Origin of the sequence: Paenibacillus albiflavus (assembly GCF_004344915.1) — a bacterium.
In the GTDB taxonomy this organism is placed as follows: domain Bacteria; phylum Bacillota; class Bacilli; order Paenibacillales; family NBRC-103111; genus Paenibacillus_AM; species Paenibacillus_AM albiflavus.
In genome coordinates this window covers 11802-35419 of record NZ_SKFG01000009.1, presented here as the reverse complement: position 1 = coordinate 35419, position 23618 = coordinate 11802, and the positions used below count along the sequence as shown (strand labels likewise).

Genomic DNA, 23618 nt, shown 5'->3' with positions numbered 1-23618 from the left:
CATGGCTTTATGATGAAATTGTTAATTCCTTTACAATGTGGACTAATTCTAGTAAATCACAAATTACATAATCTGGAAAGTAAAGTTTCAGATCATGAGGGGATTCCAAATTCACAAGCTCTGACAGTAAACGCTGTTCACATAATTGTTGGAAGGAAGCTTCTTTCACTCTTTCCTGACATGACAGCTTGCGTAGATCTATCGACAAACTGCGATCGATAAATACCGCTCTGGCTCCAGCATGCTTAGCCATATATACATCGTGTTCGAATCGGTCACCCACATGTGCCACAATCTCACCTGTATCTCGCAGGGATGTCAGCATACGAATATCTGGCTTACCTGATCCACATCGCTCTGGTGTTACCACTTCATCAAAGTATTGGGCAATTCCAAGACTTTCTAATACAGGATATTGATATTTATAGAAGCCATTCGTTACTGCAGCTAACGAGAAGCCATCAGCACGCAGTTGTTCCAAAGCTGGGACAATCGTTTCATCCAGCAATCGAATATAGGGAGCCTTACTATGCTGAATCACAAGTTCTTCGACATTAATCGAAAGATCGAGTTTCCTATCTATAATCTCATGCTGAACAATATCATCCCAATCGTATGCATCAACGAATAAACCAGCTTGCAATCTGCACACATGCTTATGAAATAAGGATTTCACAACATCATAATTGGCTTCCGAATGGTTCAGAATCATGGCCTGCACTTGTGGAAGTACTGCTTTCTGGAACGGATTCTGCATTAACGTACCATCAAGATCAAAGCTAATCCAACGTTTCATGCTTTAACGCCTCCTGCTGTAAGTCCTTCAATAAATTGTTTGGATGCAAATGCGAATGCAAGAAGCATCGGCAATGAGGATATGGTTAACCCGCAGAACAATAAATTCCATTCTGTATCGTATTCACCGAATAAAGACATTAAACCAAGTGGAATTGTATTAAGCTCAGTCGTTTTAAGGAAAATTAGTGGATAGAAGAAATCGTTCCATACACCGATTAGCGTTACAATTCCAACTGTTGCAATCGAAGGACGCATGAGAGGTAGAATAATTTTATAATAGACCTGGAATCCATTACAGCCATCAATTCGCGCACTTTGGTCAAACTCAGCAGGCAGCGTACGGAAGAAACCATAGAAAATAAACAAGGCAAGCGAAGTATTGCCTGCTGTATAGAGGATAATAAGTGACAGGTGAGTATCCATCAAGCCCAGCTTAAGCATTAACATGTATAGCGGTGTAATCGCTAGCTTCATAGGAATCATCAAACCAAACATAAAGAAGACAAGCAGAAATCCATTCCACTTAAACTTATAACGGGTAAGATAGAATGCCGCTAAAGAAGAAACAATGAGAATACAAACCACCGAAAGAGTACTAACTAATACACTGTTAAGCAAATAAGAGGAAAACTTAACCTTTTGCCACACTTCTATATAATTATTCAAGGATATCGATTCAGGTAATGCAAGTGGATGCGTCATTATCTCTATTTTTGTCTTAAATGATGAACTAATCATCAAGAAGAGCGGATAAAGCGAGATGAAAGATGCAACTATCAGAATCGCATAACGAAGTGTTGTTTGGATTTGTTTCATAATAAGCTAATCCTCCTGACTTAATTGTCAATCTGCTTACGTTGGAAGAATATCATTTGGATAGCTGATGCAACAGCGACGATCATAAAAATAACGACCGCTAACGCTGAACCAAGCCCAATTGAATCCCCACCTTCTACACTACCGAAAGCAAGACGATAGAAATAGGTGACAAGCACATCAGTTGAGAAATACGGACCAGCCTGAGATCCTTGCATGGCATAAATAAGATCAAAGGTTTCAAAAGACCAGATAAACGTGAGTATGGTCATAATCATAATGGATGGCATCGAAAGCGGAATCGTAATTTTGAATAGCATCCGAATTCCAGATGCGCCATCAATTCTTGCCGCCTCGTATAACTCGCCTGGAATAGTCTGCAAGCCTACTAAGAAAATCAGCATTGCAAATCCGATCCCATGCCAGCTTCCTACAAGTGTTACTACATATAAAGCGAGATCCATATCACCAAGCCAAGGTCTAGCTAGATTCTCAAGCCCGATCATATCTAAGAATGTATTAAGTGATCCATATGTAGGATTTAATATCAAACTGAATAAATAACCAACAACGATTACGGATAAGAGCTTAGGAATAAAAATTACAGTTTTGAAAAATTGCTTACCTCTTATCTTGCTATTGATTAAAATAGCGAGTAGGAATGCAATCACAAGCTTACTGAAAATAGTGACGACAAAATAAATGACGTTGTGCTTAATCGCACCTACAAAAAAATCATTGAATGGCTTTTCAGTAAATAACCGGATAAAGTTATTAAATCCCGCAAATTCACCACGTGTAAGACCATTCCAACTATAAAAGCTATTCAAGAATGCAGATAAAATCGGATAAATCAAAAAGCCTACATAGAATATCAATGCTGGTAAAATAAAGAAATGTACCAGATGCCTTTTACTCCCCTTATTCTTCTTCACCATTTTCGGTGGGGGCATAGGTAATGCGGCTGTTTTCTGAATATCTGGCATACAATCATCCCCTTACTGATTCATTCATCATTCTTATTTAAGGAGAACAATATACGGTCAGTGGAAAGACCCGACTGTATATTGTTCTCCTGTTAAGTCATATGAGTGAAAATTTATTTTTTGGGTTTAAACCATTTATCTGCTGAATCTTGTGTTGTACTTGCTACTTCCTCAGGAGTTAGCTTGCCTAATAGCATACCTTGCAATGAATCCTCGAAAGTTGTTTTTGTCGTCGGATTACCAGAACCAAAATGAGTCAACATAAAGTAGGGAGTTGTGTTCTTCGCAGTTAATTCAGTCATTCTTTTCAGAAGTGGATGATTAGGTGTTACACCTTTAATCGGGCTTACACGGTTTAGCTCATCGCTATACATTTGACCAAATTTAGGTGATGCAATGAACTCCAAGAATTTCTTTGCTTCTGCTTGATGCTTACTGCTTTTGGCAATTGCATAAGATCCGTCAACCCAAGATACGATTGAAGGGTCCTCGCCCTTCTGAGCAGCTAAACCAGGAATGAAGTCCAGCTCGAATGGCAATTTAGCTTTCTCGAATGTTTCAATACGGTGGCTGCCGTTAATGTACATAGCTGCTTTCTGAGTAATGAACATTGCTTGTGCATCTGCATCTTCAATTGCGATGTAATCTTTCGGGAAAAATGCAGATAGATCTTTAAATTTCTGGATCGAATCTATGAATTTAGCATCCTTAAAGTTTGTATCGCCCTTAAGTACAGCATTAACAAATGCGTTGTTACCATACTGAGATGGAGCGATAACGGAATGTGTCATAGATAGTAAGTAAGATGCTTTACCCGATTGAGCAATCGGTGTAATATTCTTAGCTTTTAGTGCTTCTGATACTTTAACTAGCTCGTCCCAAGTTTGTGGAACTTCAAGCCCATTATCAGCTAGCAAATTCTTATTGTAGAAAATAATTGCATTATTCAGCATAATTGGAACGCCATAAACTTTACCGTCGCTGCCCTTCGCAGCTGCTAGATGCTCAGGGGTTATATTGCTTAAGCCCTCCAAATCATCAAGCGGTGTTAGCAAATTGCTATCGGCTAAAGCTCTTGCTCCATCATAAGGACGTAACTGTAAAATATCGATCCCTGAACCAGCTGTAAGTGAGTTCTTAAGAATTGTGTTATACTCCGTTGATTTGTATGGTTTGAACTCAATCGTTACATTTGAATGCTCTTTCTGATATTCTGCGATAATTTTCTCATAAGCTGCTTTGTCTTCAGCTTTCCAGCTATACATAACTAGCTTAACTGCTTCGCCAGTAGCTGTTTCTGCTGGAGCTGGAGTGCCTTGTGTGTCAACATTTGATGGATTACTGCTACAGGCAGAAGCAAGTACGAGTGAAGAGAGCGCTACAGCCATTGTAACTAATTTTTTCTTTTTCATTCATTTTCCCCCTCTGTTCTGATGGAATAAGCCCATATTTAGTATGCATTGAAAGCGTTCTCAATTAGCTTATGAAATATTATCTCATAAGTCAAGAATATTTTGAAAATTTAGATTATATATACAAATTTGGATCAAGAATATTTTGCTGAAATAATATTTCATTTTATAATGAAATTTTTAGTTTTTTGTTTTATAATTAAAGATGACTTTCCTATACTTCAATTACTTAACTATTAATACTGATGAAGAAGCAGGTGAATGGGATGGAATTTGTACTTGGTTTTGACGGTGGTGGGACCAAAACCGAAGTCATAGCGATTGATCTTCAAGGCAATATCGTTATGAATATAGAAGGCGGAGCTAGCAATCCGAAGGCTATTACTTTCGAGGTTGCGGTAACGAATCTAACTTCTCTGATTAAGCGTGTTTTTACAGAAACAGAACTTCAACCTCAGTTATGCTTAGGTTTATGTATGGGCCTGGCAGGAGTCGCCAATGAACAAGAAATGCAAAGAATGGCTGATGCAATAAAACAATTTCTCAAGTCGATTGACATGGAGATTCCTGTATTGATCCGTAATGATGCAGAAATTGCTCTGATGGCTGGCCTAGGACAAGAAACAGGCATTATTGCTATCGCTGGAACTGGCTCGATTTCGCTAGGTTTAACACCAGATGGCGGGCGGTATCGCGCTGGTGGCTGGGGACATATTCTTGGTGACAAGGGCAGCGGATATGAAATTGGCTTACAAACGCTTCAAGCTGTTATGCAAAGCTATGACCAAGTGAAGCCCCCTACTCTATTAACGCAAAAGGTTCTGGAAATGCATCATTTTGAGTCGCCGACGGATTTGCGCACTTATATTTACCAGGATCATATCAAAAAGCAGCATATCGCAGAACACGCCAGACTATGCATTGAAGCTTCTGCAGCTGGCGATGCAGAAGCCTGCCGCATTATAACGAATGCCGCAGAGGATATGGCGAATCTTACGCTAGCTCTTGGTAAGCAGCATCCTTGGCTTGATTCTGCTCCAATAGCTGTTACAGGCTCGATTTTCAAGTATTCGAAGCTGTTCCTCGATACTTATTCAAACCGCATTGCTTCAGAACGGACAACATCGAACATTATTGTGTCACAGCGTAAGCCTGCTCACGGGGCTGCTATGATTATTAGCTCTTACATACAACGATAATGTTGATCAACTTCAGCAAGGAGGCTCCATTCTCAAATGGATTTAACGATTAGTAAGCTAGTAACGGAACAAAGAAATGAAAACACACAACACATAGATGAATTATCAACGATTGATGTACTTAAATTAATCAATGAAGAAGATAGCATCATTCCAGGTGTAATTGCTGAATGTCTCCCTGATATTGCATTAGCAACAGATGCAATTATTCAAAGCTTTAAGGATGGCGGCAGATTATTCTATTATGGTGCAGGCACAAGCGGCAGACTTGGAATTCTGGATGCTTCCGAATGCCCACCAACCTACGGTACCGATCCAGAGCAAGTTCAGGGAATTATTGCTGGCGGCAAAACTGCTATTCTACGCGCTGTTGAAGGTGCAGAGGATAGTCGCGAGTTAGGCAGCAGTGACGTTGACACAGCAGCTATCACGAGCAAAGATGTCGTAGTTGGTATCGCAGCCAGCGGTCGTACACCTTATGTGCTAGGTGTGATGGAACGCGCCAAGGAGCTAGGTGCAACGGTTGTTGGACTATCCAACAACAAGGACACCCAAATGAAAGCAGTCGCTGACATCATGATTGAAGCCGTTGTGGGACCAGAAGTCGTCCTGGGCTCAACACGAATGAAAGCTGGAACAGCGGTCAAAATGATCCTTAACATGCTTTCGACTACAGCGATGATTCGTTCAGGCAAGGTCTACGAGAATCTGATGGTAGATCTTCAGGCATCCAACTACAAGCTCATTGAACGAGGCAAACGACTCATAACGCTAGCGACTGGCGCAAGTAGAGAAGTTGTCGATCGCGTCTATGCACAAAGCAATGGCCATATCAAATCTGCCATCGTCATGATTCTTGCAGATATCTCTTTCGAAGATGCCCAGTTGCGTCTTAACCAAACAGGTGGTTTCGTTCGAGAAGCCATTCAAGCAAACAGCTTATCCGAGCAGCTCATCTAGTATAATACGAATAAGAGCAGTCTGATGCGTAGTTTGATCTACACATCAGACTGCTCTTTCCTATTTCGGCTTTATTCGGTTACTATTTCATCCTTAACTCCTATTTGCTTCTTCACTGCTTTGCTAGCACCTTCTCGATTAACGATAATAATACCAGCTGCTACCAGGAATAAAGCAAGGATAACGATTAGACTTAGCTGCTCGTTCAGCATGAACGAGGATAGAATGACACCCGATACCGGAATCAAGAATAAATACATGGAAACTTTCCCGACCATGTTATATTTCATTACGCTATTCCATAATACGAATGCAGCTGCTGACACGAACATCAGAAACAGCAGCATACCTAATGACTTAAGCGAAAAAGTAAACGGTGTGAAGCCTGCATGCGAGGCTCCCACAATAGTTAACCCTATTCCGCCTAGCATCATTTGATATGAAGTCATATACATAAGCTCCATCTTCTGCGATACTTTCTTGGAAAGTACGTTGCCAAATGCGCCGAAGAATGCAGCTGCAAGCAGAAGCCAAGCCCCTATTCCAAAATCAAGCTGAAATTCGCCTTTACCTAAGTTCACAACGATAACAGCACCAAATCCAAGAATTAAGCCTATCATTTTGCGGACGCTAAAATGATCATTCTTATACATAAAATGGGCTACCGCAATTTGAAAGAATGAGGTAGTCCCCGAGATAATCGCTCCCTGAATGCCTGTTGAGAAGCTTAACGCAATATAGAAAACAACATATTGCAGGAAGGTTTGAAACAAAGCGATCGTGCATATGCCCTTCCACGATCCTCTCTGATAGCTTACCTTCTTACCCATCACTAGCATCAGCAGCATAATAAGAATACCTGCGCCGAAGAAACGATAGCCAGCGAATAATAGCTGCTTGTATATTTCACTAGAACCAATTGCAAGCTCTGCATAGGACAGCTTAATCAAAGGAATTGCACTTCCCCATAGGGAGGTTGCCAGTAATGCAGAAACAAGAATGCCTAGCGGATGTGTAAAAAATTTCTTAGTCGTCATTGTCAATCTGATCTCCTGTCTGTACATCTAATAAGCATCCCTCTATTGTAACATGTTTCAACTCGTTTAGGTATGCAGAAATTTGACAAACACTTCTTAATCTAGTAGCTTTTATACGAATTTCATGTCAAACTGATAGTAACTAGAAAGGAGCTGAATGCATGATCCCGGAAAATCCCATTTCTGAACCAATCCCTACAAGTCGCAAACAAATCCACTCTTCCAATAGACGTATCCGCATCGGTTTTTCAAGAGTCGTTGTCATCGCTATCCTTCTACTTATACTCTATGGTGCCTCCTACATCCTGTTAAGTATCTACAATGAACAAAGTGGAAGAAATAATGAATTTACACGATACGGTACAACCTTAATCGAGCTGCATAATGGTATACGTGTAGATAACATTGTCAAACAGCAAACTGAACTAACCGCATTGCTGTCACAACAAGCAACTTTCCCTATCTATGAAAACGTTGGCAGCTGGCAAGTAGCTGCAGGTGAAGCTACGGTAACGAAGAACCTGCTTGGCAAATATGAAGTCTCCATTCATCTCGATACGAAATACATACGCAATAATAATCAATTCAAATATTCACTGCCCTACAATCTGATGTATGGATCTGACAGCACGCCTGTTATGCCAAGTGACTCCCAGAACGTCTGGGATCAAATCAAGTCAATTGAGGATGGGCATGTAGCTACGATGGCTTTTTCCTTAACGAAAGGGATTGAACCAGAAGTATTCCAAGCGCGTCTTCGAAAATATGATATTCATTTGCTATCTATGCCCATTTATTCGGGAGAGCTTAAAGATATTAAAGATGGACTATCCGTTTCTTCCTCTGGCTCTTCCATAAGCACGAACACCCTTACATTACGACCTGCGAACAAGTACACCGAACAAGGATTAAACAGACTTGAACAAATGAATGATCCACAAGCTATTCAGGATTCTGCCGCCCAGACGCTGATTGATTTAGAATGGTTAATTAATCATGGGAGTTATGATGAACAAGAATTAGACAAGCTTAGATTGCAATATCTTAAAACACATGGTGTGAAGATATACGGAGCTGTAGTGACTGGACCGATTCGTGAACTGGAAAAGCTAAAGGAAGGATCAGATCTATTTGATTTTCAATTAGGCAATATCGAGATTTGGAATTGGCGTCAGTAATATATCTGCTATAATGAAGAACAGGAGGGGAACATATGATAAATTTAACGAATGTAACCAAAAGTTACGGAGGTAATGTAGCTGCTGTATCTAATCTGAATCTGACAATTCCACGAGGAGAAATATTCGGATTTCTCGGCCCAAACGGTGCGGGCAAAACAACGACAATTAAGATGATCACAGGCATCATTGCACCAGATCAAGGTGAAGTCATCATTAATGATAAGGACATGCTGAAAAACCCATTAGAAGCTAAAAAGCAATTCGGTTATGTACCTGATAGCCCAGATCTATTTTTACGACTCAAAGGGCTTGAATATTTAAATTTTATGGCAGATATGTATGATGTAAGCAAATCAGAGCGTCAAGCCAGAATTAATACACTCGCCTCGCGCTTCGATATGATGCATGCGCTAAACGATCCAATTCAAAGCTATTCACATGGTATGCGTCAGAAAACCGTCATTATGGGCGTACTAGTACATAATCCGGAAGTATGGATTCTGGATGAGCCTTTAACGGGCCTTGATCCTAAATCCTCTTATACACTTAAAGAAATGATGCGTGAGCATGCAGACAGCGGCAAGACGGTCTTCTTCTCTACACATGTCCTTGAAGTTGCAGAGAAGGTATGTGATCGAATAGCGATTATTAATAAAGGCGTCATTCAATTCTGCGGTACATTCAAAGAAATGCAGGAGCACTTTAAGACGAATGAATCAATGGAGAAAATATTCCTGGAGATGACCGTCAATGAATAAGACCTTATTGCTTGCCAAAACATTATTAAAGAATGGTAGCGGTAAAACTGGCAAAGGAAAGACTAAAAGCAAGCGAGTACTCTATATCGTTCTTCTCTTATGTGCATTCATCCCGATTATTTCGATGATCAGCGGACTGATTGCTGTGCTGTACACAAGTTTTGCCCAAGTGAATCAAGAGAGTATGCTTCTGGGACTTGGGTTAACAATTTCTAGCATTGTCATCTTTACGTTTGGGATTTTTTATGTCATCAACGTCTTCTATTTCTCGCAAGACATTGAGCATCTGCTTCCTTTGCCGCTCAAGCCTTCGCAAATTTTGACAGGAAAATTCATCGTTACTTTACTCTACGAGTACTTAACAGAGCTATTCTTGTTAGCGCCGATTCTAATCACTTTTGGAATTAAAAGTGGTGCAGGTGTTCTCTATTATGTGTACGCCTTGATCATCTTCCTTGCTTTGCCGATCGTTCCGCTTGTGTTAAGCTCCGTAATAGCCATGATCGTCATGCGGTTTACGAATATCGCGAAGAACAAAGATCGTTTCCGTTTGTTTGGCGGTGTAATCGCGGTCGTATTCGGATTAGGGATCAATATGTTTATTCAGAAATTTTCCAGATCCGTGAATCCTGATCAGCTGCAAGAAATGATATTGTCGGGCAACAATAGTATGCTTGGTCTCATTACCAATACGTTCCCGAGTACCAAGCTAAGCGCAACCGCATTAATAGAAGCAACAGCACTTCGCGGATTCGTTGGTTTACTCGGTTTCATAGCCTTATCCGCTCTAGTCTACGCTGTGTTCGCCATATTGGGAGAACGGTTATATTTCAAAGGCGTCATGGGTATATCGGAATCAACATCCAAGCGCGAACGCGTTACGGATGAACAGCTAGATCGACAAACCGCTCAGAATTCAACAATTAAAGCTCATCTGATCAAAGAAATAAAGCTGGTGCTTCGTACACCCGTGTATTTCATAAATTGTGTACTCATAAGCTTCTTGTCGCCGGTCTTTGTCTGTATACCGCTCTTTGCCTCATCAGGAAAGCTTGGAAATATAGAAGGAATCAGCCAATTGATGGCAGATGAGAATATTGCCGGAATAATCATTGGAATTGGATTTGCCCTTTTCCTATTTGTAGCTGGAGCCAATCCAACGGCAGCAACTGCAATATCAAGAGAAGGCTCGAATCTATACGTTCTCAAGTATTTACCTGTACCGTATGCCAAGCCTTTAGTTGCTAAAGCACTGACTGGCGCTTTGACTTCGATGATCAGTGTTGTACTGATCCTGCCTATAGCTATCTTTCTAATCAAATTGCCCATTATTCTGGCTGTTCAGCTATTAATCCTAAGTGTTCCAGCCGTATTATTCGGCAACTTCGCCGGCCTGATTATCGATACATTTTCCCCGAAGCTTAACTGGGATACTGAACAAAAAGCGGTAAAACAAAATATGAATTCCCTTTTCAGCATGCTTGTGAATTTTATCGTTGCTGGGATCATAGTTGCAGTGTCCATCTTTTTCGATGTGAACATGCTTGTCATGTTCGGCAGTCTTCTTGTTCTTTTCATCGTTCTGGACATCATCCTATATCGTATTCTCGTTACCAAAGGTTCCAAGTGGTTAAGTAAAATTGAAGCTTAATAACGAAAAATTTATGATACGACTGTTATAAATTCTAGGATATACAGCAAAAGCCGAGCGCTCGCTTATAGCGAAGTACTCGGCTTTTGTTTTGTAGTTATTTCTTATGAGCAGAACGGAACTGCTTAGGAGAAACTCCTTCGTACTGTTTAAAGGCTTTGCTAAAATATTTTTCATCCTGATACCCGACAAGATTAGCGATCGAGCTTATTTTATGCTCATCGTTCATCAATAGCAGCTTAGCCCTGCTAATGCGTAGTCGTACGATATAATCCGTTACATTCTCACCAAACTGCTGTTTGAACGTTCTGGAGAGATGACTCGCACTAATATGAAATTGCTCCGCTAATTGATGTAATTTAAGCTCTTCCGCATAATGAACTCGAATGTATCGCTCGATCTCCTGCATCAAATTAGCCGGTTTGCTGCGCTTAAGCAACTGTGCAGTTTCTAAGAGAATTCTCCCCATCCTAGGAATCCATAATCCTAGCTCAGCTTCTCCCCATTCATTCAGCGGCAGTTGAAAAGCTAGATCATTATTCTTACTGAGCCTAAGCTGATCAATGCCAATCCCCGCCTGTTTCATCCATTTGGACTGCATAATGACAAATTCCTGCCACCACATTTCAAGATGATTCACATTCAACAAACTTGCTTGTTCAGCCTCTAATGCCCACTCTTTCAACGTGGCTTGAATCGATTGCAGCGATCCTTGCTGCAAGGCTAAATACAACTTATCTTCATAGTAAGATAACGAATGGGTAAATGGATTGTTGACTTCGGCATTATACACATGAATATATGAAATATGATTCATTAAATCGCGTTGTCTGAGCGCGCTTTGCGCCTCCAGATACGATTGTGTCAATTTGTCAGGGAATACATGTGTTAACCCCAGACCGATAAAGAAGAAGCCGCCTAAGGCTGTGTTCAGATCCTTTTCAATCTGACATAGTAGTCCCTCTGTCTCTTGAAGACGATCATAGAACAACAACACCGTATCATGATGGTGATTCCAATTCTGAAATGCGATGCCAATCTGCTCTCTTTGCACAATTTCATTACATATATTCGTAACTGCAAATCGTAATAAATCCATTGCGTTTACAAATCTGCTGCGCAGCCTCACATCTATTATTTCCCAACCAATAACGGCAATGCGGCATTCCTTAATGTCTGGGTTTAAGGAGTAGTCTTCTTTGAGCAATTTGGTCGCTGCTGTAAACTCGGTTGTGGATTTGGCTGGTTCTATAATAAGCTGAGATAACAGTTTATCTGCTAATACAGGCTTGAGCTGATTCGCTTTCTGGCGAATTTCTTTGGACTGCGATCGCTCTTCCTCTTCTTTATGCCAGCAAGCCACCGCTTTACCAAAAATCTGCGTTAGCTCCTCTGCATCAATTGGTTTGAGAATATAATCAAATCCACCGTACTGGAGAACACTGCGCATGTATTGATAGTCATCATATCCGCTGACTACGATCACTTTGGTAGTAGGTCTATTCTCACGAATCCATTGAAGCAGCTCGATTCCGCTCATGCCAGGCATACGAATATCTGTAAATACTATCTGCGGCTTCTCCTCTGCGATAATCCGCATCGCTTCTTCACCACTACTCGCCTCCAACACTTGCTGGATCCCATAGTCTTCCCAAGGGATAAGGAATCGGATCGTTTCTCTTACATGTGACTCATCGTCAATAATGAGTGTTCTCAATAGTTACTTCCCCTTTATTTTGCAAAATTGGGATATGTAATACGACCTTGAAGCCTCGTGGCTCGTTCTGTTCAATCGTCATCGTTGCTCGATCACCATAATAGAGCTTTAGTCTGGAATAAACATTTACTAAGCCGATATGTCCCGTCGTCTCGCCCATGACCGCCTGACTGTTGCTGAGCTGTCGACGCAATTGCTGCAGCTCCGCTTCCTCGATCCCATATCCATTATCCACTACTTCAATCACCAGCATCTGGTACATTTCATCCTCGTAACAGCGAATACGGATCAGATTATTCCCTTCTACACCCATAAATCCATGCTTAAAATAATTTTCAACAATAGGCTGCACGATCATTTTGGGTACGAGAATGGATTCAATGTTCGGATCCCATTCGATATCCTGCTCATATTGCTCTCTGAACCTAATTTTCTGCAGTTTCAAATAAGTCGTGACATAATCCATTTCTTCCTTCAGCGATACGATCGTCTCATCCATATTCATGCTGTAGCGCATCATTTTGCCTAGGGACGTAATTAATGAATATACTTGCTGATTTCCTTGCTGCAAAGCTAATGAACCGATAGATTGCAAAGAATTGTTGAGAAAATGAGGATTAACCTGTGCTTGCAGCGCTTTCAGCTCATTTGTCTTATTGGCGAGCTCCAGCTTGTACTCCCGCATAAACAATTCATTAATCGTGTGCATCATCGATTTGAACCTTCGCGCTAAGCTGCTGAGTTCATCATTGCCTGCAACCTTAATCTCAACGTTCATATTCCCACGTTCAATCTGGTTAATATAACTGATCAGCTCGCCGATTGGTGAAGTCAATTTAATCGAGAGATAGACGGCTACCAGAATGGCAGCGCATACAAAAGCAATCCCAATATACAGATTGATCTGCGTCACTTGTCTATCATGCTGGAACAGGAAGGAATCTGGAATTCGTTTCACGATGGTCCAATCCCCATAAGGAGTCTCTATCGTATCGTAAATATAAATACCCGAAAAATTAGGGTCATTCATGCGGAATGATCCACTGCTGTGAAGTCGAGTCTCCTCTAGTAATTGCTTATTCCAATCATGATCTAATTTGTTGCCCATCATGGCGTTATCTGACGCAAACAATGCCATTCCTTGGTTATCGATCACGAATAATTCCTCTTCATTAATCGTATGCAGCTGATTGCAAATCGATCGAATCCTATCCAGCTTGACATCAATAGAAAGCGAGCCTAATTCCGTCTTGGATGCGATATCGTATAGGGAATGCTCAAAGGTCAATACAAGAGAATCACTATAGGTAAACATGTTCATCCCATAGCTGTTCATCGCATGTGGTGGAATTACCTTGCTTTCACCTTTTCTCAATTCGGAACGATAAGGATAAATCCCTTTATCCGATCTTACCAAACGGCCATCCGATATGAGATAAGCACGGTTTGACTGCTGCAAATAGAGATAAATTTGTCTGCCATCTGCCAGCGCATAACCAATCGAATAAATATTGCGAATAATTTCTTGTTCCGTCAGAAAAATTCTCGAATCATCAAAATAGTCGTGGACCTTATTTTTCAAAATATCCATCAAAGTATCGTTATGATAAATAACATTCGTCGTTTGATAAATGCTCATGATGTAATTGGAAATATTCTCTTTCCCTTGATAAATCAAGCTTGCGCTATCCTTAATCGCTTTCTCGGACAGCTTATCCTTCGTAAACAAATGAGAGACAAGCAAGAAGGTTGACATCGGTAGAATAGTGGCGATCATAACGAATGTAATTAATTTATTACGTAAGCTGCCTCGAAAAATAATCATTCGCCTCCTTCAAATCATTGAGCAAAATTTTACACCTAATTAGCAGAATAATCTGTTTTATATCCCAATTAAACCGCTTACAATGAAATTAGACCCACATAGATCCTAAACTTATAAGGGGGAAGTGAGACATGAAAGCTCGGAGCAGGTTTATGCAGCAATGGGTGTTTGTCGGCCCTGCCTTGCTATTTTTTATTGCGATTGTTCTTGTTCCATTCCTGATGAACTTGTATTATGCATTTACCGAATGGAATGGGGTTAGTGGTAATGTCAACTTCATTGGCTTTGGAAATTTTAGCAAAATTATATTCGATGATAGCGATTTTCGCAATGCATTCTGGTTCACCATTCGATTCTCATTAGCTGAAATTATTGCAACAAATTTAGTTGGCTTTGGACTTGCACTGCTTCTTATGCAGGCGTTCAAGACCAAAAATATACTGAGAACCGTATTTTTCATGCCCAATGTCATTGGTGGATTGCTTCTCGGCTTCATCTGGCAATTTATATTCGTGAAAGGCTTTGCTTCGATCGGAGAAATGACGAACTGGGGATTTTTTAATCTACCGTGGTTAGGCGATTCAATGACAGCGTTCTGGGGCATTGTGATCGTATCTGTGTGGCAAGGCGCAGGATATTTAATGATAATTTATATTGCCGCACTTGGTAATGTGCCAAGAGATATGATTGAAGCTGCAAGAATTGACGGTGCTAGTAAATGGGCGGTTCTTCGCAAAATTATTATTCCTCTGATCATGCCTGCTTTTACAATTTGCCTGTTTCTCACCATATCTTGGGCATTTAAGATGTTCGATCTGAACTTATCTCTTACGAAAGGCGGACCTTATAACTCGACTGAATCGGTTGCGCTTAACATTTACCAAGAAGCTTTCCGTAACAACCGTTATGGTCTCGGAACTGCTAAATCCCTCATATTCTTTGTCGTCGTAGCGATCATCAGTATTATTCAAGTCAGAATTACAAAGAAGAAGGAGGTTGAAATGTAGTGACCGAGAACCGCAGCTATTCATGGACCAAGTTTTTGTTAGAACTAATGACCATTCTTATCGCTATTGTATTTCTCGTTCCTTTCTATTTTGTTCTTGTTAACTCGTTCAAACCCTTCTCAGAGCTCGTGATCAATACAGCCAGCTTACCTAAGGCTCTTAACTTTGATAATTATACGAAGGTATGGGAAATCATTAAGTTCCCGCAAGTTTTCCTGAATTCCATCTTAATTACGGTGCTTAGCAATATCGGTCTTACGCTCATTAGTGCTATGGCAGCCTATCGCTTAGTTCGTCATCCAAGTAAACTGAACAACATCATCTTCCTGCTGTTCATTTCGGCGATGATTATTCCATTCCAATCGATCATGATTCCACTTGTACGCGTAACGAACACGTTGGGCCTTATGGATAGCATTCTGGGGTTAGTCGTATGTTATTTCGGATTTGGCGTATCCCTTAACTTATTCCTCTATCACGGATTTATCAAGAGTATACCGCTTGAGATTGAGGAATCAGCCGTAGTTGATGGCAGCGGATGGTTTGCACTTTTTTGGAAAATTGTTTTTCCACTGCTGAGGCCAATTTCGGTTACGATCGTAATCTTAAACAGCTTATGGATCTGGAACGACTATTTATTGCCTTCGCTTATGCTTCATAAGCCCACGCTGCAGACGATTCCACTTGCTACCTATGCCTTCTTCGGGCAATATACGAAACAATGGGATTTAGCGATGGCAGGACTTACACTTGGTATTGCCCCTATCGTTATTTTCTTCCTGAGTCTGCAAAAGCATATTATCGCTGGAATTACAGCAGGTTCAGTAAAAGGTTAAAGGTTATTCCTCTATCCTTCTTGCTAATCTCGCTGGATAGAGTTTAACAAAATAGCAATTACATATACAATATGGGAGGTTCTACGATGAAGAAATTTTCACTTATTGCGTTAGTTGCACTTATGATTATGATCGTCGCTGCAGGCTGCTCCAAATCATCGACACCAGAAACAACAGCGTCTGGAACGAAGGCACCTTCAAATTCCGAGCCTAAGAAGGATGTCACCATCCAAATGTTCCAATTCAAGGTTGAAATTGCAGAGCAATTAAACAAATTAGTTGCTGAGTATGAGAAAGAAACTGGCGTTAAGGTCCAAATTGAAACTGTTGGGGGCGGAGCTGATTATGGTGCCGCACTTAAAGCCAAGTTTAACTCCGGAAGCAAGCCAGATATTTTCAACAATGGAGGATATGCAGATCTTGGTCAATGGATTGATCAGCTTGAAGATGTATCCGATCAACCTTGGGTGAAGGATCTGGCTCCCGGTGCAGGAGCACCGATGACGAAGGATGGCAAGCTGTATGGGATGCCAGTAGGTCTTGAAGGTTATGGATATATTTATAACAAAGATCTATTCGCCAAAGCAGGAATTACGGAGCTTCCCAAAACAATTAGCCAACTAGAAGCTGCTGCTCAAAAACTGCAGGACAGCGGAATTACACCTTTCGTTAACGGATATGGCGAGTGGTGGGTACTAGGTAATCACTTAGTAAACACACCGTTCTCTAACCAACCAGATCCAGATAAATTCATTGCTGATCTATATGCTGGCACAGCAAAAATTCCGGGGAACCAAGTATTCGATAACTGGGTTAAGCTATTTGACCTCACAATCAAATACGGGAACAAGAACCCGCTTCAAACCGATTACAATACACAAGTAACTGATTTTGCTACTGGCAAAGCAGCGATGACACAGCAAGGCAACTGGACACAAGTTCAAATTTCCAAAACAAATCCAGACATTAAAATCGGCTTCCTGCCAATGCCGTTATCCGATGATGTTGCTGCTTCTGATAAACTACAAGTAGGTGTACCGAATAACTGGGTCATTAACAAGAACTCCCCTGTTAAAGACGAAGCGAAGAAATTCTTGAATTGGATGGTTTCTTCTGATGTAGGTAAGAAATATATCACGAATGAATTTAAATTCATTCCTGCTTTCAAATCGATACCAGTAGATGAAGCTGTTGTAGGTCCATTAGCGGCTGACATTATTAAATACTCGAATGAAGGCAAAACACTTTCCTGGAACTGGTTCAAATTCCCAGGCGGTGAAGCGACAAGTAAAAAATTTGGCGATGCGATGCAAGCTTATATCGGCAAACAAATGACCAAAGATCAAATGCTGGATGAATTCCAGAAAACTTGGGATAGCTTAAAGTAATAATCGTCTGTAACAAGAAGAAACGGTCTCACCGCCATTAAAGACGGTAAGACCGTTTTTTTACCAGATAGAAACTCGTTGTTCAGGTGCTACATACATACCATCGCCAGCTTGAATGCCATATGTTTCATAGAATTCCGGGAAGTTGACAATCGTACTGTTAACTCTAATTTTATTAGATGAATGAACATCATTCATGCTTAAATATGCTGCAATTTCTTTTGGCATTGTTGTTTTCCAAATGTTTGCGTAGCTTTCAAAGTAAGCCTTATAATCTGGCTTGCTTATCTGGGATACGACTTGTAAAGAAGCAGCTATCCCGCCTAAATCTGCCACATTCTCACTTAATGTAAGTTGGCCATTGCTCATCACATCTGGAATAATTTCAATCCCATTATAGAACGCAATAACCTCTTGACATTTCTCAGTGAATTTTGTGTAATCCTCTTCTGTCCACCAGTTATTGGCATTGCCTTGTTCATCGTATGCTGACCCATTGTTATCAAAAGCATGGCTTATCTCATGAGCTATAACCATTCCGATAGCCCCAAGATTCACTTCGGGTTTAGCATTAATGTCATAGAATGGTGCTTGAAGAATACCTGCAGGGAAACTAATCTCATTATTAAGTGGATTATAGAACGCATTCACCGTATAAACACTCAAATTCCATTTATTCTTATCGACCGGTTTTCCAAGCTTTGCTTTCGCTTCATTCATGTGAGCGACTGTTATAGCAAAAGAATTAGAAAATAGTGATCCACCTTTATCATAAGTCTTGATGGCTACTTTATCTAATGTAGTATCCCATTGATCAGGATAGCCAATCTTAACTTTCATCGTGTCTAGCTTCTTGATTGCCTTAGACTTGGTTGTTTCCGACATCCAATCAAGTGCTTTAATTCGTTGCTCATACGTAGCGATAAATTGTTTTACCATTTTCTCAACATCTTTTTTAGCCTCAGGTGAAAAATGTTTCTCTACATAAATTTGCCCCAAATAATCACTCATTGCGGCTTTTGTTGCCATTAAAGCAATTTCCTTCTCTGTCTTATCCCCTTCTATAGCAAACATTGCTGCAGCAAATTCATCGCCTGCATTTCTAAATTCATCGGACAGTAAACTACCTGTAGACATCAGTGTCCAGACCTTAGAATAAGCTTTGAGTAATTCGAAATTGTCTTCTGTCAAGTATTCTGCACCTTTCTGTGCTGACTTAACATCGACTACGATCACTTTATCGGCATTAGCAATTTTCAGTGACTTCATAGCTTGTTTCATGTCTACTTCTTTAAAAAGCTCATTGAATTGTTCAATCGTATACGGATTATAATATTTCGAAACATCACCCTGTTCATGAGGATCAAGGGAAACAGAGGCAAGGTTTTTCTCCATCTCATAAACCTTCTCTGCACGAGCTTTAGCTGCTGGCTCTTCTTCACCTGCCAGTACAAGAAGTTTAGTTATGTATTGTATGTATAACTCTTTCGCTTTCGCATTGTCTGTTACATAACTATTTTTATCTAGCCCTTTACTTAATCCTGTGTAATACAGGGCATTAACATTACTGTTCTTTGCATCACCCATGATGGCAAATTGGAATAAGGTACTTACACCAATTGATTTCTCCATCTCAAGATCTGCTTGTACAAGCTCATCAAGAGTCTTGGCATGATCGATCGCTGTTAAATATTTCTTGATAGGCTCTATTCCTTGTTTATTTCTATTTTCTGTATCAAGTGCCGCGATGTAAAAGTCTGCGAGTTTCTGTTCTTTTGTCCCCTCTGCAAACTGTTTGCCAATAAGCTCATCCATTATTTGGGCCAATTTCTCATCATTTGAAGCAGCTAGATCAGTAAACCCTCCGCCCATCATTTCTCCTGCCGGAATTGTTGACGAATTTAACCATTTTTTATTGATTGTTTCATAGAAATCATCTTTAAGATTAGACCCTTCAAGTGCCCATATTCTTACGATAAGTGTTTGAAATTCATCGATCGTCATATAGTCATTTACACCTAAAGTACCATCAGGATTGCCCACTAGGACACCCGCTGAAGATAACTTGGAGATATCTCCTTGAGCCCAAGCCGGCACATCCGTAAACTGGGTTCCAAATGTTCCAATCCGTAGATCATTACCTGCAGGCTTTGGCAATTCACCGAACGCTCGGCTCAACATGACTAAAGCTTCAATTTTTAAGACGGGTTCATTCTCTTTCAGCTCTCCGTTCTCATAACCCTTAATAACGGCTCCTTTATTAATCCCAGAGTTATAAACATCAGCTGCTGCTAATAATGTATTAACTATTTCTCCTCTCGTAGCTGGTGACTGTGTTTCGTTGGCAAACGCAGGTACACTGAATGCAGTGAACATTACAATTGCCATGAATAAAGCTAATAATTTTCTTGCTCTCATCTAAATATCCTCCTTTGGTAAGTTAATGTGAAAAATACCACATAAAAATGTCTATTTCACAATTAATGCCACTCTCCATGCTAACTATAATATTTCAAATTGTAAATGATTTAATTTTAAATTAAATCAAAGAGGTGTACGATAAGCGTACACCTCTTTGATCTAAAACAGTTTTTTACCAAATAGAAACTCGTTGTTCAGGTGCTACATACATGCCATCGCCCGAATGAATGCCATAGGTTGTATAGAATTCAGGGAAGTTAACGACTGTACGATTGACTCTTATTTTATTCGCGGAATGAACATCGTTAGCGCTTAAATAAGCAGCAATTTCTCTCGTCATTGTAGATTTCCAAACGTTCGCATAGCTTTCAAAATAAACCTTGTAATCTGGTTGTGCCATCCCTGAAACAACTTGCAAGGATGCCGCCATACCACCTAAATCCGCTACATTCTCACTTAGCGTGAGCAATCCGCTATTCGTTGCCCCAGGCACAATTTCAATGTCATTATAGAAGTCAATAACTGCTTGGCATTTCTCCATAAATTTCTGTTGATCTTCGTCCGTCCACCAGTTGTTCGCATTGCCATTCTCATCATAAGCTGAGCCATTATTATCGAAGGCGTGACTAATCTCATGTGCGATTACCATCCCAATTGCGCGCAAGTTCGCTTCTTTTTTCGCATGGATATCATAGAATGGCGCTTGCAAAATTCCTGCTGGGAATACAATTTCATTGTTCAATGGATTGTAGTATGCATTAACCTCGTAGACATTCATCTCCCATTCGCTCTTATCTACAGGTTTGCCAAGCTGAGCTTTCATCGCATCAGCCTTCGCTTTCTGGATCGCTATCGCATTCGTAAAGAGTGAGCCGCCTTGGTCATACGTCTTGATACTAACTTTGCTTAGCTGATCTTTCCATTGATCAGGATAGCCAATCTTCACTTGCATCGTTTCCAGCTTCTTGATCGCTTTCTGTTTCGTCACCTCTGACATCCAATCAATCGCTTTAATTCTTTCTTTATAAATTGCGATGAACTGCTTGACCATATGCTCAACATCTTGTTTAGCCTCTTTTGAAAAATATCGTTCTGCATACATTTGGCCCATATAATCATTTAGGTATGCTTTCGTTGAATCGATAGCTGAATCTTCATCTGTTCTTTCTCCTGTAATCCCGTATAAACCTGCCGTAAAATCCTTTACGGCTTTTCTAAAATCATCTGTCAGCTTAAAAGCAGTATGCTGAAGCAGCCAGACTTTCGAATAGGATTTGAGCAGCTCCAGCTGATCTCCTTTCAAATACTCTGCATATTTCTTCGCTTGCTTCTCATCGATTACGATCACTTTATCCACTTGCGGCAAATTTGCTTCCTTGAGACTGTTCTTAATATCTACATTGGGATATAAAGCAGCAAATTGCTGGATTGTATACGGGTTATAATACTTCGTTACATCACCTTGCTCTTGTGGATCAAGCGATACAGCTGCAAGGGATTTTTCCATTTCATAAATTTTACTTGCTTGCTCCTTCGCAAACTGCTCCTTCTCTCCTGAAAGGACAAGTAGTTTCGTCATAAAAGCGATATACAACTGCTTGGCATTCTCATCATTCGTCACGTAGCTATTCTTATCAAGCCCCAGATTCATGCCAGTATAATACAGCACATTCGTAGAACTATCCTTCGCGTCGGCCGAGATCATAAAGTTGAATAAGGTGCTTAAACTTGTCGCTTTCTCCAGATCATTATCCGCTTGGATAAGCTCCTGAAGTGAGGTCGCTTTATTAATCTCAGCTAAATAATTCGCGATTGGCTTGCTCCCTGCTTGATTCCTGCTCTTCGAATCTAATGCCGCGGTATAATAATCTGCAAGCTTCTGCTCCTTCGTTCCCTCTTTAAACGTTTTGCCGACTAAACCTTGTAAGATTGACTTTAATTTATCATCGTTCTCACGCGACAAATCACTGAATACGCCTCCCATCATATCCCCGTCAGGAATTGTCGAAGTGTTCAGCCACTCTTTATTAATCACTTCGAAGAAGTCATCTTTCAGATTTGTGCCTTTGAGTGCCCAAATTCTTGCAATGATCGTATGTAATTCATCTAGCGTAATAGGTTCAGAACCACCTAATGTCCCATCCGAATTCCCTACGAGTACACCTGCTGCCGTCAGCTTGTCGATATCAGCCTTGGCCCAAGCGGGAGTATCTGTAAATCCCTCTGGGAATGATCCCATTCGAAGATCGTTACCTACAGGCGTCGGAAGTTCTGGAAATGCCCTGCTTACCATAACTAGCGCTTCAACCATCTGCACGGCTTGATCCTCTTTTAGTTTCCCATCCTCATAACCCTTGATGATATCCTCTTTGTGTATATCTGGATGATATGCTTGAGCTGCTGCAAGAATTGCTGAGACAACTTGTCCTCTAGTTGCTGATGGCTGTGCTTCTTCGGCAAATGCTGGAATAGATAATGAAGCTAACATGACGAACGCCATCCATAATACCGTTATCCTTCTAATCACACATTCTCCTCCTACCACTTGGTTTATATAATAATTGCAAACGAAAAGCCAAAGCTTTTCACTTACAATTCTAACCAAGGTAAAATATGACAGTCAAGTAAATATAAAAAAAGGGTGTCGAAATCATTTCGCGCACCCTTGTCATATCATTTTATTTGGATGATTTATCGTCCTTCACCTTGAACATTTCGCCAATTGCACCGATGCTGCCCAATGTTTCAATTGCATTAGACGGTAAGAACACCTTATTAGCTGGACCTTTGGCAACTTCCATCAATGCCTCGAACGATTTATAGGCTAGAACTTGCTCATCCAGACCAGCAGCTCGTAGCTGTTCAATTCTTGCACGTTCTGCTTCAGCAATTGCTTGAATCGCCTTCGCCTGACCTTGCGCTTCCAGCTCTTGCGCTTGTTTCAAGCCTTCTGCTTCTCTAATACGTGCTTCCTTATCCCCTTCAGCCTTTAGGATCTTACTTTGCTTATCCCCTTCCGCACGAAGAATCATATCTTGCTTCGCTGCTTCAGCTTCAAGTACGATCGCACGCTTACTACGCTCAGCCTTCATCTGTTTATCCATTGAATCCTGGATATCGATCGGAGGCTTAATGTCTATGACTTCAACACGTTCAATTCTTACGCCCCATTTTTCTGTAGCCTCGTCAAGCGCGATACGAATCTCAGCAGAGATTTTCTCACGACCTGATAATGTTTCGTCCAGCTCCAGCTTACCGATAATTTGACGCATCGTTGCGGTTGAGATGTTGCGAACACCGTACACATAGTCTGAAATTCCATATGTAGCTTGCTCAGGGCCGACTACTTGATAGAAAATAATCGTATCGATCTGTACCTGCACATTATCTTTGGTAATAACCGTTTGTGGCGGTACATTAGCTTGCTGGATACGTAAATCATGGTATTTACGTACTTGATCAATAATTGGAATAACGATATTAAGCCCTGGATGCAGCAGTCGATTGAACTTACCTAGTCGCTCAACTACACCAACTCGCTGCTGTGGTACAATTTTGACCGTTAATGCTGCAACTACGACGACAAATAACACAATGATAATAGCAATAATCCACAATTCCATCGT

18 protein-coding genes are annotated in these 23618 nt (G+C 40.7%); 8 read left to right on the top strand and 10 right to left on the bottom strand.

Annotation, left to right across the window (positions count from 1 at the left end; translation table 11 throughout):
• Nucleotides 1-7: 7 nt before the first annotated feature.
• The 4 genes from E0485_RS10430 to E0485_RS10415 all read right to left on the bottom strand — a co-directional run bounded on the left by E0485_RS10430 (nucleotide 8) and on the right by E0485_RS10415 (nucleotide 4012).
• Nucleotides 8-796: an HAD family hydrolase gene (locus tag E0485_RS10430; RefSeq protein ID WP_132417981.1), complete on the bottom strand. Its 789-nt coding sequence runs from the start codon at nucleotides 794-796 to the stop codon at nucleotides 8-10.
• On the bottom strand, nucleotides 793-1614 hold the full coding sequence (locus tag E0485_RS10425; protein WP_132417980.1) for a carbohydrate ABC transporter permease: 822 nt from the start codon (nucleotides 1612-1614) through the stop codon (nucleotides 793-795). The genes E0485_RS10430 and E0485_RS10425 overlap by 4 nt, the downstream gene beginning before the upstream one ends.
• Nucleotides 1615-1634: 20 nt before the next feature.
• The gene (locus E0485_RS10420) at nucleotides 1635-2600 is read right to left on the bottom strand and encodes a carbohydrate ABC transporter permease (protein ID WP_132417979.1); all 966 of its coding nucleotides are present in this window, start codon (nucleotides 2598-2600) and stop codon (nucleotides 1635-1637) included.
• A gap of 113 nt (nucleotides 2601-2713) precedes the next feature.
• Nucleotides 2714-4012, bottom strand: a complete 1299-nt coding sequence (locus tag E0485_RS10415) for an ABC transporter substrate-binding protein (RefSeq protein ID WP_132417978.1) — start codon at nucleotides 4010-4012, stop codon at nucleotides 2714-2716.
• Between the two features lie 266 nt (nucleotides 4013-4278).
• On the opposite strand from E0485_RS10415, the gene E0485_RS10410 reads away from it, so the two are divergent.
• Nucleotides 4279-5211 carry a BadF/BadG/BcrA/BcrD ATPase family protein gene (locus E0485_RS10410; protein ID WP_165921145.1) on the top strand — a complete coding sequence of 311 codons (933 nt, stop codon included), beginning with the start codon at nucleotides 4279-4281 and terminating at the stop codon, nucleotides 5209-5211.
• Nucleotides 5212-5247: 36 nt separating this feature from the next.
• Nucleotides 5248-6171, top strand: a complete 924-nt coding sequence (gene murQ, locus E0485_RS10405) for an N-acetylmuramic acid 6-phosphate etherase (protein WP_132417976.1) — start codon at nucleotides 5248-5250, stop codon at nucleotides 6169-6171.
• 71 nt (nucleotides 6172-6242) lie between these two features.
• On the opposite strand, the gene E0485_RS10400 is transcribed toward murQ, so the two are convergent.
• On the bottom strand, nucleotides 6243-7208 hold the full coding sequence (locus E0485_RS10400; protein ID WP_132417975.1) for a DMT family transporter: 966 nt from the start codon (nucleotides 7206-7208) through the stop codon (nucleotides 6243-6245).
• A gap of 161 nt (nucleotides 7209-7369) precedes the next feature.
• On the opposite strand from E0485_RS10400, the gene E0485_RS10395 reads away from it, so the two are divergent.
• From E0485_RS10395 to E0485_RS10385, 3 genes are read left to right on the top strand one after another with little or no spacing between them, the layout of a single operon-like run.
• The gene (locus E0485_RS10395; protein WP_132417974.1) at nucleotides 7370-8386 is read left to right on the top strand and encodes an anti sigma factor C-terminal domain-containing protein; all 1017 of its coding nucleotides are present in this window, start codon (nucleotides 7370-7372) and stop codon (nucleotides 8384-8386) included.
• A gap of 35 nt (nucleotides 8387-8421) precedes the next feature.
• On the top strand, nucleotides 8422-9147 hold the full coding sequence (locus tag E0485_RS10390; protein ID WP_132417973.1) for an ABC transporter ATP-binding protein: 726 nt from the start codon (nucleotides 8422-8424) through the stop codon (nucleotides 9145-9147).
• The gene (locus tag E0485_RS10385; RefSeq protein ID WP_132417972.1) at nucleotides 9140-10798 is read left to right on the top strand and encodes a putative ABC transporter permease subunit; all 1659 of its coding nucleotides are present in this window, start codon (nucleotides 9140-9142) and stop codon (nucleotides 10796-10798) included. Before E0485_RS10390 ends, E0485_RS10385 begins: the two co-directional genes overlap by 8 nt.
• Nucleotides 10799-10895: 97 nt before the next feature.
• On the opposite strand, the gene E0485_RS10380 is transcribed toward E0485_RS10385, so the two are convergent.
• Both E0485_RS10380 and E0485_RS10375 read right to left on the bottom strand, forming a co-directional pair.
• Entirely contained in the window at nucleotides 10896-12515 is a 1620-nt protein-coding gene (locus tag E0485_RS10380; RefSeq protein ID WP_132417971.1) for a response regulator, read from the bottom strand.
• Nucleotides 12496-14340 carry a sensor histidine kinase gene (locus E0485_RS10375; protein WP_132417970.1) on the bottom strand — a complete coding sequence of 615 codons (1845 nt, stop codon included), beginning with the start codon at nucleotides 14338-14340 and terminating at the stop codon, nucleotides 12496-12498. The genes E0485_RS10380 and E0485_RS10375 overlap by 20 nt, the downstream gene beginning before the upstream one ends.
• Nucleotides 14341-14471: 131 nt before the next feature.
• On the opposite strand from E0485_RS10375, the gene E0485_RS10370 reads away from it, so the two are divergent.
• The 3 genes from E0485_RS10370 (at nucleotide 14472) to E0485_RS10360 (ending at nucleotide 17571) form a co-directional block, all read left to right on the top strand.
• Nucleotides 14472-15347 carry a carbohydrate ABC transporter permease gene (locus tag E0485_RS10370; protein WP_132417969.1) on the top strand — a complete coding sequence of 292 codons (876 nt, stop codon included), beginning with the start codon at nucleotides 14472-14474 and terminating at the stop codon, nucleotides 15345-15347.
• Between the two features lie 47 nt (nucleotides 15348-15394).
• Nucleotides 15395-16183 (top strand): carbohydrate ABC transporter permease, encoded by a 789-nt coding sequence (locus E0485_RS10365; RefSeq protein ID WP_132418100.1) that lies wholly within the window; start codon nucleotides 15395-15397, stop codon nucleotides 16181-16183.
• An 86-nt stretch (nucleotides 16184-16269) separates the two neighbouring features.
• Complete coding sequence (locus E0485_RS10360) at nucleotides 16270-17571, top strand: ABC transporter substrate-binding protein (RefSeq protein ID WP_132417968.1); 1302 nt, start codon at nucleotides 16270-16272, stop codon at nucleotides 17569-17571.
• 60 nt (nucleotides 17572-17631) lie between these two features.
• Here E0485_RS10360 and E0485_RS10355 read toward each other — a convergent pair whose 3' ends face one another.
• From E0485_RS10355 to E0485_RS10345, 3 genes are all read right to left on the bottom strand, one after another.
• Complete coding sequence (locus E0485_RS10355; RefSeq protein ID WP_132417967.1) at nucleotides 17632-19989, bottom strand: M13-type metalloendopeptidase; 2358 nt, start codon at nucleotides 19987-19989, stop codon at nucleotides 17632-17634.
• A gap of 175 nt (nucleotides 19990-20164) precedes the next feature.
• Nucleotides 20165-22519 carry a M13-type metalloendopeptidase gene (locus E0485_RS10350; protein WP_235857527.1) on the bottom strand — a complete coding sequence of 785 codons (2355 nt, stop codon included), beginning with the start codon at nucleotides 22517-22519 and terminating at the stop codon, nucleotides 20165-20167.
• Nucleotides 22520-22670: 151 nt separating this feature from the next.
• On the bottom strand, nucleotides 22671-23615 hold the full coding sequence (locus E0485_RS10345) for an SPFH domain-containing protein (RefSeq protein WP_132417966.1): 945 nt from the start codon (nucleotides 23613-23615) through the stop codon (nucleotides 22671-22673).
• Nucleotides 23616-23618 lie beyond the last annotated feature (3 nt).